Here is a 15,442-nt window from a genome sequence, read left to right on the forward strand (position 1 = left end):
AAAAACGGAAAACTCCTCTGCGACAGAAACTGAAAATCCGACTGTTTCTGAAATTCCCAATTCTGATCCAAATCCTGCTGATCCAAAAACAGATTCTCCCGCAGTAGAAACTGAAAATCCGACAATTTCCGAAAATCCCAATTCCGATCCGAATTCTGCTGAGATAAAAACGGAAAATTCCTCTGCCACAGAAACTGAAAATCCGACAATTTCTGAAAATCCCAATTCTGATCCAAATCCTGCTGATCCAAAAACGGAAAATTCCTCAGCGGGAGAAACCGAAAACCCCACAATTTCCGAAAATATCATCTCAACTATCTCAGAAAACACTCAACCAGCGATCGCAGTTGTCAACTCAATCGACTTCATCACAGGTGACAAAATCGAAACACCCGTCTTTTTCCAACCCGACAAACCAGAAATATCGGCAATACCCGCAGAATCCACAGACATTCTCACTGGGGAAATTGAAAACATCTCCCCAACTCTTATCGATACCCCCGAAATAGCCAGCCAAACTCCTGAAAATTTCCCGCTAATTTCTCCCGAAGAAATTTCCCAACTGTGGGAAAGCCTCAACAGCATATTAGCCCAACAATTCCCTAACATTCCCGAAACAGAATCCAGCCAAAATCATCAACCATCCGCATCAGAATATATAGTTACCGACGCCCAAACTATTATTCCCGAAATTGCAGTCACTGAAAATCATCACTCACAACAATCGGAAAATATCACCGCCGACAGCGACAATCAGCCACCAACAACCATCGATGAATATGTAAACCCCGACTTCGACTCCGAAAACATCGCCATTACTCCCGAAATACCATCCGAGGAAAACAATCAGCCAGACAATTCACTTCATATCATCGCTGACTCCGAAATCGCAACTGCAACTGACAGCGACTCCGAAACAACCATCAACGAATACACAATCACCGACACAGAAACCCAACCAGAAATAACCCCCAACCTCCCCCAACAAAACCAACCATTAATCGGCATCATCGACACCGGCTTCACAACCAACAATCCCAACATCAACTACAGCAAAATCATCCTCGGAAAAGACTTAATCGAGGGCGACAACAATCCCCTACTCCAACCAAACCAAGCAAACCAACACGGCGACACAATTTTAGAAATTATCAGCGACTCCGACAATCAAAGCGACATCAAAAAATCTCCTGCGATTTGGTTGGGACGAGCAACTGGCAGCGGCAACTGGCAGCAATCCCTGATAGAATTTGTAGACGCCGCCAAAGCTTCCAAACAACCCAATGCTGTCGTCAACCTCAGCTTCGACTTAACCCAAATCAATTCCGACGGCACGCAAACCACACGCTACCAACTGACACCAGAAGAAAAATCAGCACTTAAATACGCTCAAGATAACAACATTCTGATTGTAGCAGCGGCCGGTAATGAAGGAACTCTCGCATCAGCCCTCGGACAAGCCTCCACCGAATTCGACAACATTATCACAGTCGGAGCATCCGAAAACAACAATCGAGCCGCCTATTCCAGCTACGGAGGCGGTTTAGATATCCTAGCACCAACAAGCCTTACACAAACAGCAGAACAGTCAACAACCGAAACAAAACAAGGCACATCAATCGCTGCTGCTTTCGTTACAAATACCCTCTCCCAAATGTGGGCAGCAAACCCATCACTGAACCGCCAACAAATCAAAAACATCCTCCTAAAAACAGCAACAGACATCGACGTACCCTCATGGGACGAAAGGACAGGATACGGAATATTAAACCGCGAATTGGCAATTGCTACCGCCACAGAAACAATCCCCGCAATACCAGTATTAGCAGCCACCAAACAATTGACAAAATCGCTGATTGATGCCGATGCAAATGTCAGTAACTCTCCGAATAGTACAGCCAAACCCTCAGAAAGACCGACCGCAACCAACGCCCCAGGCACACCAAAAACTACCAGCACCTCAACCGGAGACTACAACTCTGGCACCAGCTCCTATACCACAGAATTAGCGCCATATACAACTACCTCTACCAGTAGTTCCAACGGCACAACCATCACCAACTCTCAAACCAATAGCAACTTCTCAAACACCGAATCAAGCTGGGATCAAAACGCCGTCAACACCAACAGCAAGGGCAACTCTTTTAACGAATACACCAGCGATTCCAGCACAAATGCTGCTACCTACACCAGCAAAAACTTTTCCCAAAACTCAGTAGAAAACACAAATCAATCGCAGCAAAACTACAGCCGAGTTAAATACGAAGGCACTCGCAACGACCAAAGCTCATATCTTCAAAAATCCCGCTCTTCTAGCAATTATACCAGTCCCGAACAAACTACAAACACCACTGCCGACAGTTACCGAAACAGTTTTTCCCAATCAGACAGTCAATACGGAACCGACTATGCAATTAATAACGGCAACCGCCAAGACGATTGGGGTTCAAAATCAACTTCAAACACTCACTATACTAGCAGCACCGGAAGTTCTCTCAACAACAGTTCAACTCAAATTCAAGGCAAAGCCGATTGGACGAATAGCAGCAATGGTAATAGTTCCATCAACACTCACAGCGGGGAAGAAAGCCAAGTAAATCGCTCGAACTATGAGAGTAGCAGTAGCAGCGGTTTTTACAAAAATGGCAACAGCAGCGACAACTATTCAGTAATCAATTCAACTTGGGACAACACTACAACTGACGGCAAAACAGTCGGCAGCAACAGCCGCGATACTTATTCAGAAGCCAATAGTAATTATCACAGCAGTTACGATGACGGCCAGTCAAAAAATACCAGCAATCGAGACAGTTACACCGTCAATCAATCTCAAGAAACCAACAGCAGCAACGGCCCCTCATACTGGCACAACAACCGCAATAACAATTATTCTGTAAGTCAAGGGAATGACACGCAAAGTTACAAAAACGGGCCGTCAACTAGCAGCCACAATCGGGATACTTATTCTGTCAGTAAGTCTAATTCTTCCAGCAGCAACAGTGAGGGGAAAGTTAGTTATAATTCCGAGCTTGAAAATTATTCAGAAAATCATGCTCAGTGGGAGAGCGAGTATAATGCTGATACTTATACTACTCAAAGTACCAGCGACGAATCGACAATAACCGCTACCAAAAGTAACAGCAGTACCGAGGGCAACAATTCCACCTCATCTAACAGTAGCGACACCTCCCGTACTTGGAATTCACAGACAGTTACAACTTATAAAGATGGCCAAAAAACAGAAAATGGCAGTTCGAGTTACGAGAAATGGTCGAGCGAAAGCACTTACGATAGTAACGGCGTAGCTAGTTCGGTGTCCAAGTATTCTAGCTGGAGTTCAAGTTACAGCAAGTATTATTTTAAGGGAGGTTACAGTTGGACGGAAACTGTGAGCGGTTACGACTCAGAATCGGTGACGAAAGGGGGTGTCTATACGAGTAATGGCAGCAGTTGGAGTTGGACTCGCAGCGGGACAGTATGGGATGATGGAAGGAATAGTTGGAGTGAAAGTTGGTCGAAATATAGTTGGAAAGATGGGGAGTATACGACGATTGAGTCCTCGTCAGCAGGGGGAGGGTTCGATGCTTCGGGGACGGGGGAGCAGGTTAATGATTTGCCCTCAATTGGGGAGGCGCCGCGGTTGAATAAGGCGCCGAAACAAGAGGTGCCGATTGATTTTCAGAAGTTGCCGAAGCCTAGTGATGATATTTGGCAGTTGCCGACTTTTATTGTTAAGGAGCCTGAGTTTAAAGATGTCTTTGCTAGTTATGAAGTTGATGCGCCTTCAGGTGGGAGTGGGAATGATTATTTAGCTAATAATCCGTCTGGTGGTTCTGGTGCTCCTGGTGGAAAATTACCTGAAAACAAACGTTCTGCACTGGCAGAAGTTATTCAACAATTGTTGAATTTTTTTAGACCTCTTGGGATGTTTGTTGCTGGCGCAGTATATCAGTATCTACGTAATATCGGAGATTCAACTAAATGGTTATTCCAGGTCTTCAACCCTTACTGGGATGGACAAGAACAAGATGTGGAACGAGGGCTTAAAGGGCTTCCCGACTACAATTATTTTTGGTGGGGACAACGGTTAGGAGATGGGGCAGCAATTGTCACAGGAATTTTGGAAATCATAGCAGGCGGTGGTGCTGCCGCGGGAGGTGGATTTTTATGTATAGCAGGATTCACTTGCATCGGAGGTGCTCCCGCCATAGTAGCAGGTGTAGCTTTGGGACTACACGGAACAACTACGTTGGTGGCTGGTCTAAGAAATATAGTTCAGGAACTTGGAGTATTATATTCTCAAGGAACAGGCGGTACAGGGAGTCAACTTTACCAAAAGATGACAACACCTCAATTGGAGAAAGCCCGAAACTCCTATCAAGACCTAATCCAAGAACACGAGAAAAAGCTCAATGACTACATAGCAAATCCCGATGCTTATGATAACGATGGCAGGCTTAAAAACGCACCAAATCCACAAATAAGGGAACAAATTATACAGGGGCGTATTAATGCACTTCAAAAACAAATCAAGAAGCAAAGAGATGAGTTAATCAAAATAGAACAAGAACTTAATCGCAGATAGAGAGGATAAATCGATGAATGTGACGGTTGGTGAACTACGGATATTGTTTGATAAACTCATGAATAAAATGGAACAAGAGGGCATTATATCATTAGATATTAATGATATAGATTACTATTGGATAGTTTCGTCTGATGAATGGACAAACTTTGAAACTGATGTTAGTCTAGATGTAGGTTCACTGATAGATGATTGGAAAAGCCTGCAAAAAGTTATATCCGAAGAACATATCCCCACATATGTTGATTTCGATCGCCTCGCCTCAATATTAAGAGCTGTAGCGGAGACGATTGTCCCACTAAAAGAGGGATAATATGACAAGCTCAAATAATCGACGTGGCGGGCGATTAGTTTTGTTCGCTCGAATGATTATCTATAGCTTTACAAAGAAGGGTGATAGTATTTCTCTGGATTACGAGAGATCGTAATTTTCTCTGGCGGGCGGAGGGAATCTGAGGGGATCGCACTTTGATATTAATGGCGATCGGATTTTTCGAGATTAGGGCGATCGCTCTTTTCTCAACTACGGCCGATCGTCCTTTCTTAAATTAGGGGCGAGCGCGCTTTTCCCTTACCTGCGATCGCATTTTCTTAAATGACGGGAGCTCGCACTTTCTAAAATTACGAGGAAATTACGGGCGATCGCACACGGGATAGTAAGGGTGTAGCTAGTTCGGTTTCCAAGTATTCTAGTTGGAGTGAGAGTTATAGCAAGTCTTATTTTAAGGGAGGTTACAGTTGGACGGAAACTGTGAGCGGTTACGACTCAGAATCGGTGACGAAAGGGGGTGTCTCGACGAGTAATGGCAGCAGTTGGAGTTGGACTCGCAGTGGGACAGTATGGGATGATGGGAGGAATAGTTGGAGTGAAAGTTGGTCGAAGTCTAGTTGGGAAGATGGCAAGTATGCGCCGAGTGAATCGGAGGTAACGAGGGGGTCATTTGACCCAGAAGGAACACAGACCCAGACGAATAATTTGCCGGAATTTGGGGAAGCGCCGCGGTTGAATAAGGCGCCGAAACAAGATGTGCCACCGGATTTGATGAAGCCTCCGAAGCCGAGTGATGATATTTGGCAGTTGCCGACTGTGATTTTTAAAGATGCTGCATCTAAAAATGCTTCTGAAGACAAGACTTTTTGGCTCCCAACTGATATTTACAAAGAGCTTGAGTCTCAGAAGGTAATTAATAGAGATGGCTATTTTAATGCAAGTAGCCCTAAGAACGAAAGCCCTTGGGACAAATTTTTGGCAAAATTGCGTAGATTTATCCAAAGGTTGTTGGAGCTATCTCAACAAGGCAAGCAAGCTGTTCTGGAATTTTTAGGCGCGCTTCTTTACTACTATCTCAAGAATAATGGGGCTTTACTTCAGCCTTTCACTGACCTTCTGATAAGTAGGTAGGCGTAAAAAAACCAAATTATGTTAAGATAAGTAAACACTCAAGATTTAATTTACAAAATCAACAAATATGGGCGCACGTTTAAGAGTATTTCTCAATCAAGAAGAAGACCGAACACTATTTGAATTGAGGGCGGCAACAACAGTACCTCAAAAAGTAAAAGATCGAGCACAAATTATTAGATTAAACTCCCAGGGATGTTATGTAGAGGAGATAGCAGCTCATTTTAATTGTAGAGAGCAAACAGTTAGAGAAGTAATTCATCGGTGGGTGAAAATGGGTTTGACAGGATTATGGTCAACCAGAGGTAGAGGGGTCAAACCAAAATGGAAAGAATCAGACATTGTTCATCTAGAAGAATGTCTCAGAAATGAACCACGCAGATATAATAGTCGTCAACTTGCTCAAAAATTAGAACAAGAACGTGGGGTCAAATTAAGTCCTGACAGATTAAGACGTATCCTCAAAAAAAAAAGATTATTTGGAAACGAACCCGACCAAGCCATAAAAACAAGCAAGACCCATTACAACGCTCAATAAAACAGGCAGATCAAGATATGTTGGAGTTGGCATCGGCGGCGGGAGAAATCGATCTGAAATATCTGGATGAATCAGGTTTTTGCTTGTGGAGTCCCACTGGATATACATATTACCCAATAGGAGTGCAAAAACGGTTAGAGCAAACTAAACGAAGGGGGCGAAGACTTAGTATTTTAGGCTTGCTACAGCCGTGTGTCAGTTTCGCATATGGGTTTGCTGTCGGGAGTTTTAGCAGCAAATCATATATCACTATGATGGAAAATGAAGCACAACAAGCTGAGTTGGAAATGAAATTAACTGGACGGATCAGAGTGATAATTCAAGATAATGGTCCCATACACAAATCTCTGGATGTCCAACAAAAATGGTCTCAGTGGGAAAGCCAGGGATTGTATATTTTCTTTTTACCTAAATACTGTTCGGAAATGAACAAGATTGAACTGGAATGGCAGCAACTTAAAAATCATGAACTGGTCGGACAAATGTTTGAAGATGAACTAGATATTGCCTACGCAGTAATGGATGGAATTGAAGCGAGAGGGCAACGAGGAAATTATATAACTAATCGCTTTAAATTCAGCTCCAATTCCGCTTGTTAACATTTCTTTACTTACCTTGGTTTTTTTATACCGACCTACTTACCAGGAGGAGCACAAGCACGAGACAAACTGGAAAAACTCTTACAAAAGAGTCAAGCAGCTCAGGCAGGAAGGGCTACTGCTGATTTAATCGGAATTTTGCAAGGAATAGCGGAAATTTTGTTTGGAGCTGGTGGTAGTATTGGAGGTGGTTTAACTGGAAACCCCGCACTGGTTGCTGCAGGATTGGGAGCGCTAGTACATGGGATCAGCTTAGTGGGAGTTAGTGTCCAGGATCTCTCTAATCTGATTGTTCAGGTGCTTCAAAGTAATTCCGGTAATAATCCTTGGGATGATGTTCCCGATGAGGACTTGGAAGAATTTTTTAATCCAGCGTATGAGTATATCAATACTCGTTCATGGCATCCAGGTAGTGAGGCGACACCTGAAATTTCTGTAAAAAAACATTTTAGGGATCATGGTGCGGAAGTAGGTGCAAATAATGTGGAGGAATATATTCAGCTAGCAGAGGATTTTAAACAAGTAGTTCTGAATGATAAAACAACCCAAATACGCTGAATAAGTGGAGCTACCTCAAATGTTTCTAGGTACGAACTGGGAGATAAATACATAGATTTAGTAGATTTGGATCAAGGAAGATATGGTATAATATATTTTGGAAAACTTTGGCATCGCTGATTGAATCAAGTGTTAATAGAATAAAGAGGTTTGTTGAAATATGGCGCTAGAACATAGATTTTTTTGCTTAAGAGAAGGAGAAGTCAGTTATGCAAAGTGCATGAATTATTATGAAAAGGAGTTTGAAGTTAGTATCCACGATGACATAATGCGGTACATGAATGATACCTTAATGTGGATACCGTGTACTCATCTTTCACTTCCCTATAAAAAGAAAACAAAGGGATTAGCGCTTTATGGTACTACAATTATTCACCAAGAAGATGGGGAAATGTTTTATCACGTAATCGATTCATGGTCTCGCTTATTTTCAAAAGCTCCTGATAAATTTCAGCTTGATGGAGGAATAATTATAGAAGGTGACAGAACGGTTTCTAGTCCACCCAAAGTTCATAATATCGAAGTTGAGCGAGACTTGCTTCTGGAAAAGCTGCAAATTTTGCTAAATTATGCCAATCAGGTGATTGAAGGTGAATTCTTTATTTTGCATCTAGGTATTTAGTGAGATTTGGACCATAAAATATCAGCTCCAGTTACGAGAGATGGTGGAGCGAAACAACAACCAAGTCTGACTTTTTAAATTGCGGACGATCGCACACCGGGTACAATTTCCTTTGAGTTGATCGACTTTACAAGCGAGTTGTTTTGTGCGCTCGCATGATTGTTGATAGTTTTATACCCCTCGGGCGATCGTACACCGGGTACAATTTCCTTTGAGTCGATGATCGGCCGGTCTGATTGAACAAACGGGCGTTCTCACTTTTGTACTGGCCGCAGGATCGATCGGGAAGGGCGATCGATCGGCTTGAAAAAGCTGTTGTACGGGCGATCGTCGTATCCTCTCATTTTTGTGTCACATCCTTCAGGGGATATCAGCACGCACCCCTGCCTGGCGTGCGATCGACACGGCACTAATTCTTGGAGGAACACCGGAGCTTGCTCCAATCTAGGATACAACGAGGCAAGAAAACCCGCCCTAGCCTGTAAACTAGGGATAACAGAATACGCAGGAAGGATCTATGCCGTCGGAACACCAAGACTTGCTCAAAACTCAAACACCTAACAGTCCAAAGTTGCCAGTTCCCTCAGACATTTTATTGAGCTTGGTCGCTTTACCCATGCTGGGCGGGTTGGTGGTGGCTAAAGCTGCTGCTGAGTTTGTTGCGTCGCTCGGCGTTGAAAGCGAAGAAGTCTTTCGGGGTTCGCGCCTCCCCGTGCTCAACTTTCCTCAATCACAGGACTAGAAGGCGCAAGGAAGGATGCAGCAGCTAGAAGTTAATTTTTTTGACCCCGCCCAAAAAACAAATACCAGCCCCCGACTTCTGTCGTGGAGAGCTCAAAATTTTCGACCCTAGTTCAAGAGCCCAGATTCATCTTTGAAGTAAATCTCACATCGTTCGACGCGATCGCCGAACGTCTCACGCCGATCGTCTAAAATCTCAAATCGCAAATCAACGAACCTGAAAGCTTGACAATCGGTACAATCCGTGCTGTGAGAATTAATTTTTCCTTATACTTTGTAAATAAGTGCCTTTTACTTTCTACCTTGCAATAAGTTGTCTCAAATTTGACTGCAAACAAAAGTGTTTTAGGCGAAACTAAACAATACAATTTTCTTGACACCCGCAGCTATTGAGGAACAGCCCGATGAGTTCAGTCCTCCAGTCTTCAGAACAGGCTATTGATGCAACATCTATTTCCCATTCTCCCGCTTACTCAAAATCAGACCTGTTTCTGCGAAATCGCCTCAAAGTAGTAGAGGACTTGTGGGAATCGGTGCTGCGACAGGAGTGCGGGCAGGAATTGGTGGATTTGCTCCAACAAATGCGATCGGTCAATTCCGCCGAGGGACAAGCCACTCACTTTCGCGAGTCGAATGTCGTACAGCTAATCGAAAAGCTCGATCTCAACGCTGCCATCCGCGCCGCTCGGGCTTTTGCACTGTATTTTCAGTTGATCAACATTGTCGAACAGCACTACGAACAGCGAGACCAACAGCTAGCTTACGCTAGCAGCAACGATGCTGGTGGGCGGATGTTTTCTAAGCTGCCAGGACAAGCAACCGATGCCCCCGATCGCCCGCGCCACAGGGAAGGCCCCGGCCCCGGCCAAATGGCTTTGAGCAAGGCAGACAGCAGCGAGACGATCGCCCGCGATGCCGGCACTTTTCACCAACTGTTCCCCATGCTGCTGCGCTTGAACGTGCCCAGCCAGCAAATTCAGCGCTTGATCGATCAGTTGGACATCCGCTTAGTATTCACCGCTCACCCGACGGAAATTGTCCGCCACACGATCCGCACCAAACAGCGACGAATGGCGAAGATTCTCCAACAGCTAGACCAAGTTGACGAGAAATTTCAGGTGTTAGGGGCAGACTATCCAAGCCCCTACCCGGTGTCTTGCTGGGAAGCGGCGGCTCTCCAAGAGCAACTGATGGAAGAAATTCGCCTCTGGTGGCGCACTGACGAACTGCACCAGTTCAAGCCGACTGTGCTTGACGAGGTGGAGTACACTCTGCACTACTTCGAGGAAGTGCTGTTTGATGCTATTCCCGAACTCTACCACCGCCTCAAACAAGCTCTGCACGCTTCTTACCCTTATCTGAAACCCCCTAGTTACAATTTTTGCAAGTTCGGTTCTTGGGTGGGTTCCGACAGGGACGGCAACCCTTCTGTGACTCCAAAAGTTACTTGGCAAACGGCTTGCTATCAGCGCCACTTGGTGCTAGAAAAGTACATCGTCGCGGTGAAACGGCTGAACGAACTTTTGAGTTTGTCGCTGCACTGGAGCGACGTGCTGCCGGAATTGCTGGAATCTCTCGATCGCGACAAATCGGAATTCCCGGAGGTTTACGAGCAGTGGGCAATCCGCTACCGCCAAGAACCTTATCGGTTGAAGCTGGCCTACGTGCTGCAGCGACTGGAAAATACGCGCGATCGTAATTGGCGGCTCTACAAAGGAGACGAGTTGCAGCGGGAGCGCGAAGCTTTGTCGGAACATCCCGGAATGACCGGCCTTTATCGATCGGGAACTGAGTTTTTGGCCGAGTTGCAGCTCATTGAGCACAATTTAGTGGAAACAGGTTTGAGTTGTCGGGACTTGGAAAATCTGCTTTGCCAAGTAGAAATCTACGGGTTTAATTTGGCTTACCTAGATATCCGCCAAGAGTCAACAGTACACTCCGACGCTTTGAGCGAAATTGCTGAATACTTGCAAATTTTGCCCAAGCCTTACAATCAAATGTCGGAATGCGATCGAATTATTTGGCTCGCAACAGAACTGCAAACTCGCCGCCCTTTAATTCCTGCAGAATTGCCGTTTTCTCCCAAAACTTGCGAGACAATCAATACTTTCCGAATATTGCGGCAAATGCAGCAGGAGTTTGGTCCGGAAATTTGCGAAACTTACGTGATCAGCATGAGCCACGATGTCAGCGATTTGCTGGCGGTTTTGCTGTTAGCAAAAGAATCAGGACTTTACGATCCGGCGACAGGAATTAGCACCATTCAAGTAGTTCCCCTGTTTGAAACGGTGGAAGATTTGAAAAAAGCGCCGGAAGTAATGCAGCAAATATTTGATTTGCCGCTTTATAGGGCTCTGCTAACAGGAGGATACGCGCAGGAAGTAGCGGATAAAAGCGAACACAATCCACAAAACCCAATCCACAAGATAAAATTGCAAGAGGTAATGCTGGGCTATTCTGACAGCAATAAAGATTCTGGTTTCCTCAGCAGTAATTGGGAAATTCAGAAAGCTCAAAAAGCTTTGCAAATGGTTGCGGAAAAACACAGTGTGGAGTTGCGGATTTTTCACGGCCGGGGCGGCTCTGTAGGGCGCGGCGGCGGGCCTGCTTACAAGGCGATTTTGGCTCAGCCCGGAAAGAGTATCAGCGGGCGAATTAAGATTACCGAACAAGGCGAGGTTTTGGCTTCTAAATATTCTTTGCCGGAGTTGGCGCTTTACAATTTGGAAACTGTGGCGGCGGCGGTAATTCAAGCTAGTTTGCTGCACACTGGTTTTGACGGCATCGACCCTTGGAATCAGATTATGGAGGAGTTGTCGGTGAGATCGCGATCGCACTACCGCCATTTAATCTACGAACAGCCGGATTTAGTCGATTTCTTCCACCAAGTTACCCCGATTCAAGAAATCAGCCAGTTGCAAATTAGTTCTCGCCCGGCCCGGCGCGGCGGCAAAAAAGACATCAGCGGTTTGCGGGCAATTCCGTGGGTGTTTAGCTGGACTCAAAGCCGCTTTTTGCTGCCTTCTTGGTACGGTGTCGGCACAGCTTTGCAAGAGTTTTTGCTGGAGGAACCGGAAGAACACATGAAACTTTTGCAGTATTTCTACTTGAAATGGCCGTTTTTTAGAATGGTAATTTCTAAGGTGGAAATGACTTTATCTAAGGTGGATTTGCAGATTGCAGAACACTACGTCCAGGAGTTAGCTTTGCCGGCTGACAGGGAGCGTTTTAAGGCTTTATTCGATCAAATTGCTGCTGAATTTCACTTGATTCGGGATTTGGTTTTAACTATTACCGGACACCAACGTTTGTTGGACGAAGATCCGGCATTGCAGCGTTCCGTGCAGTTGCGAAATGCGACGATTGTGCCTTTGGGTTTGTTACAGGTTTCGCTGCTGAAACGCTTGCGGCAGCACGGTAGTGGCGGGATTCCGGGGGTGATTCACTCGCGTTACAGCAAGGGTGAATTGTTGCGGGGAGCTCTGCTGACTATTAATGGTATTGCTGCGGGGATGCGGAATACGGGCTAGGGAAATAGTTTTGAGTTTTGAATTAGTGGTAAGGTGCGCTGCAGCGCACCTTACCACTGGTAGTTTCAGAATTCAGGCGATCGCCCATTGTAGTCACAGCCATAGAAAACTGTTCGCTATCCTAGCTGAGATTTTTTTATGTCTAAACGCAAACAGTCTGAAGGTTGCCGCCCGATGCTGCGGCGCACTTTTTTATTTTTAACGGGCATAGCTTTGGCGCGGGTTGCGGCTGACTATTTTGTGATCGCCCACAACCGAGATAGTTTCTTGACTCTCGCGGGTCAAGTGTGGCAAAAGTCACTCGCTTTCTTATCCAGTATACAATCAAATCAAACTCCTCCACATCTCCCTAACAATCCCATTGTAAAATCGGGAAAAACCAATCAACCTCTGCCGAGTAATCCTATTGTAAAATCCTCCGAAAATTCTCCTGCTTCGCCGCCGTCTCAACCTCAAATTCTCAAACGTTCCGCTAAGCAAGCAAAACCTGTACAACTGGGCCGCCAAAATGTAGCTGGCGCAAGTTTTTATCTAACAACTATTGACCTTGCAGACCCGGAAATTTATATCACAATTGGGTTAGCTAATAATGCAGATTTTGCAAATACTTCTAAAGTAACGCGGGGCGACGAACCTTTTGAAAATATGGTGTCGCGTTACCGGGCTGCTGTTGTTGCTAACGGGACTTTTTTTGGTAAAGATGAGCAGAAATCTGTGCTGGGAAATATGGTGGCGGCGGGTAAGTTTCTGAAATACAGCCGATGGGAAAATTACGGCACGACTTTGGGGATTAAAGCGGGAAATCAATTGGAAATGGTGACGGCTAGAACTGAAGGTAAGCCGGATTGGAGTCAACATTGGTTTTCTCTGACTTGCGGGCCGAGATTGGTTAAAGGGGGGAAAGTTTGGCTGTCTCCTTTATCGGAAGGTTTTAAAGATTCTCATGTTTTGGGCGTGGGTTCGAGAACGGCGATCGGCTTTCCAGCTTCCAGAGATAAGTTATTTTTGGTGACTTTTCTTGATAGTTTGTCTTTGGAAGCAGAAGCTAAGGTTATGCAGGCGATGGGCTGTTTTGAAGCGATGAATTTGGACGGGGGCGCTTCCGTGGGTTTGGCTCATCAAGGGGAAATTTTATTGCCACCGGGCCGGAATTTGACGAATGTGCTGGTGGTTTACGATCGCGAAAATCCAGCGCCGGCTCAGTTAAAGGAGTCCTGGGAACGCTTTCAAAAGGGATCTCGACCTTCCCCCGATCCGTCCGTTTTTTTTGATTGATCTAGCAGAATGAAGTTCGGCTTCCGTTGCAGGCGATCGGGATGTAACGGATGGAAGAAAGAAGGAAGAAGGAAGAAGGAATCGAGGGAGCATCCCGATTTTGGGTAGTGATCCCGAGGGAAGGATGAGAGAATTAGAGATCATGCTATAACCAGTGCTTGGGATACGTCCTTTCTGCCGCTAAATTATTAAAGATGACGGCGCACAAGACCAAGATTATTGAGCCCTCAAAAGCAGGTGTTAGCAAAAATTTCCAGTCTGGTTTGGTCATCATGACGACTAAGGCAACTGCTCCCGAAGGCGGATGTAGAGTTCTGGTAATCTGCATAATTCCGATCGCACTAGAAACAGCCATTCCCATCGCCCAGGGAGAAGAACCGAGAAAATGCACAATCATTAAACTGGTGAGAGCAGCTAATAAATTGCCCCCAATGACGTTCCGGGGTTGAGCCAAAGGGCTGTCAGGGACACCAAAGATCAGAACGCTTGTAGCGCCAAACGGAGCCATTAGTAAAGGAGAATTAGTTTTTAAAGCAAGATAGGACGTTGCAGTAATTGCCAAAAAACTGCCAATCAAACTCCAAAAAATATGCCGAGGATGAGGTCTGTCTACTGGGCAGGTCAATGGACACTTACGCCATCTCCCAAAGGTTTTAAACCAATAACTTTCCCATTTCAGTTGAATTTTTTTACTGTCAATCATAAATCAGGTTACTTGATAACCAGGCTTCTTAAATTGTCTGAACTAGCCTCGGGTAAAGTTAAGATATCATAACAATTGGTCAAAAAGTAGTTAAACGCACAGATTTTTTACTTCTATGCCACTATAGCTGCCACTAACCACTCCGTTGGAACGGACTAGCAAGTTTGGTCGGTTATTTGTAAGGTGCGAGGCGCAGTAAGCATGAATTGAAAGATCGCACCCACACTTGGGATAAGTCTCTAGTTCAGAATGCGATCGCCGTTTTCTGATTAGTGCGATCGTCTCGATCGCACTCGGATATAATGACGAACTTAATCTGCGCTACGGAGAGTTTTCCCACTCGGCGGTAAGCTTGCGGAAATTGTATTTAGATGCACCGGGGTGACAAGTAACGCAACTGCTGATATTTGCTGGTTGCTGCAGCTTGACTTTGGGGTGCAGTGCTTTGAAATAGCGAGAACTGGCGACTCGGTAGGCCAGTTCTTCATCTTTTGCTTGGGGACGGGAAAAAGTTTGCAGGTAGTTCCACACTAGGATGCGGGGCGGGTCTACTAGCAGTTTGATGGTTTGTCCGTAGTGTTGGGGATCTTGCAGCAATCGGCGCCAAGTTTCTGTGGGTAATACTTGCGGCGGTAAACCGATGTGACAGGTGGCGCAGTTTTCTAGGTACAGTTGCTGTCCGAGTTGGTAGCGTTCGGGGATATGATCGACAGTGCCATTATCCTCGATCGAAGATACCTGAGCCAGTCGCGCGGGAGTGCCAGAATAGGCAGTCTGAGCTGCAACCCATCCGCCGCAGGTACAACAGATAATTATCAATACTAGCAACGTTGAGTAAAGCCCCCGCAAGCCTACTATGCGACGTTTGCGGGGTTTTTCCTGTTTCATA

At 45.4% G+C, this 15,442-nt stretch carries 11 protein-coding genes and 1 pseudogene; 10 read left to right on the top strand and 2 right to left on the bottom strand.

The features are described from left to right. The 10 genes and pseudogenes from QUA58_RS14130 to QUA58_RS14175 all read left to right on the top strand — a co-directional run. Positions 1-4,585: S8 family serine peptidase (locus QUA58_RS14130; RefSeq protein ID WP_333394581.1), on the top strand; the 4,585-nt coding region annotated here is incomplete at its 5' end. A gap of 13 nt (positions 4,586-4,598) precedes the next feature. Further along, positions 4,599-4,898 (top strand): hypothetical protein, encoded by a 300-nt coding sequence (locus QUA58_RS14135; RefSeq protein ID WP_333251604.1) that lies wholly within the window; start codon positions 4,599-4,601, stop codon positions 4,896-4,898. Between the two features lie 438 nt (positions 4,899-5,336). After that, positions 5,337-5,987 carry a hypothetical protein gene (locus tag QUA58_RS14140; protein ID WP_333394582.1) on the top strand — a complete coding sequence of 217 codons (651 nt, stop codon included), beginning with the start codon at positions 5,337-5,339 and terminating at the stop codon, positions 5,985-5,987. 67 nt (positions 5,988-6,054) lie between these two features. Continuing rightward, positions 6,055-7,124: pseudogene (locus tag QUA58_RS14145) on the top strand (IS630 family transposase). Positions 7,125-7,262: 138 nt separating this feature from the next. Further along, the gene (locus tag QUA58_RS14150) at positions 7,263-7,682 is read left to right on the top strand and encodes a hypothetical protein (RefSeq protein WP_333394583.1); all 420 of its coding nucleotides are present in this window, start codon (positions 7,263-7,265) and stop codon (positions 7,680-7,682) included. A 220-nt stretch (positions 7,683-7,902) separates the two neighbouring features. Then, the gene (locus tag QUA58_RS14155) at positions 7,903-8,304 is read left to right on the top strand and encodes a Coagulation factor 5/8 type-like protein (protein WP_333394584.1); all 402 of its coding nucleotides are present in this window, start codon (positions 7,903-7,905) and stop codon (positions 8,302-8,304) included. Between the two features lie 260 nt (positions 8,305-8,564). Beyond that, positions 8,565-8,717, top strand: coding sequence for a hypothetical protein (locus tag QUA58_RS14160; RefSeq protein ID WP_333394585.1), 153 nt, complete (start codon positions 8,565-8,567; stop codon positions 8,715-8,717). 104 nt (positions 8,718-8,821) lie between these two features. Beyond that, positions 8,822-9,046 (top strand): hypothetical protein, encoded by a 225-nt coding sequence (locus QUA58_RS14165; RefSeq protein ID WP_333251608.1) that lies wholly within the window; start codon positions 8,822-8,824, stop codon positions 9,044-9,046. 403 nt (positions 9,047-9,449) lie between these two features. Then, positions 9,450-12,575, top strand: coding sequence for a phosphoenolpyruvate carboxylase (ppc, locus tag QUA58_RS14170; RefSeq protein ID WP_333251609.1), 3,126 nt, complete (start codon positions 9,450-9,452; stop codon positions 12,573-12,575). Between the two features lie 138 nt (positions 12,576-12,713). Further along, entirely contained in the window at positions 12,714-13,850 is a 1,137-nt protein-coding gene (locus tag QUA58_RS14175) for a phosphodiester glycosidase family protein (protein ID WP_333394586.1), read from the top strand. A gap of 145 nt (positions 13,851-13,995) precedes the next feature. Here the strand turns inward: QUA58_RS14175 and QUA58_RS14180 are convergent, their stop codons facing one another. Together QUA58_RS14180 and QUA58_RS14185 are read right to left on the bottom strand one after the other, a co-directional pair. Beyond that, a complete protein-coding gene (locus QUA58_RS14180) occupies positions 13,996-14,553 on the bottom strand; it encodes an HPP family protein (RefSeq protein ID WP_333251611.1) in 558 nt (185 codons plus the stop codon). A 321-nt stretch (positions 14,554-14,874) separates the two neighbouring features. Beyond that, positions 14,875-15,441: a diheme cytochrome C gene (locus QUA58_RS14185; protein WP_333394588.1), complete on the bottom strand. Its 567-nt coding sequence runs from the start codon at positions 15,439-15,441 to the stop codon at positions 14,875-14,877. Between the last annotated feature and the right edge of the window lies 1 nt (position 15,442).

This window comes from Microcoleus sp. N9_A1 (assembly GCF_036701795.1).
Classification (GTDB): domain Bacteria; phylum Cyanobacteriota; class Cyanobacteriia; order Cyanobacteriales; family Microcoleaceae; genus Microcoleus.

Excerpts from the sequence above, each read along its gene's own strand:
- QUA58_RS14180 (WP_333251611.1), bottom strand. The coding sequence starts at position 14,553 with ATGATTGACAGTAAAAAAATTCAACTGAAATGGGAAAGTTATTGGTTT.
- QUA58_RS14135 (WP_333251604.1), top strand. The coding sequence starts at position 4,599 with ATGAATGTGACGGTTGGTGAACTACGGATATTGTTTGATAAACTCATG.
- QUA58_RS14155 (WP_333394584.1), top strand. The coding sequence starts at position 7,903 with ATGAATTATTATGAAAAGGAGTTTGAAGTTAGTATCCACGATGACATA.
- ppc (WP_333251609.1), top strand. The coding sequence starts at position 9,450 with ATGAGTTCAGTCCTCCAGTCTTCAGAACAGGCTATTGATGCAACATCT.
- QUA58_RS14185 (WP_333394588.1), bottom strand. The coding sequence starts at position 15,441 with ATGAAACAGGAAAAACCCCGCAAACGTCGCATAGTAGGCTTGCGGGGG.
- QUA58_RS14175 (WP_333394586.1), top strand. The coding sequence starts at position 12,714 with ATGTCTAAACGCAAACAGTCTGAAGGTTGCCGCCCGATGCTGCGGCGC.
- QUA58_RS14165 (WP_333251608.1), top strand. The coding sequence starts at position 8,822 with ATGCCGTCGGAACACCAAGACTTGCTCAAAACTCAAACACCTAACAGT.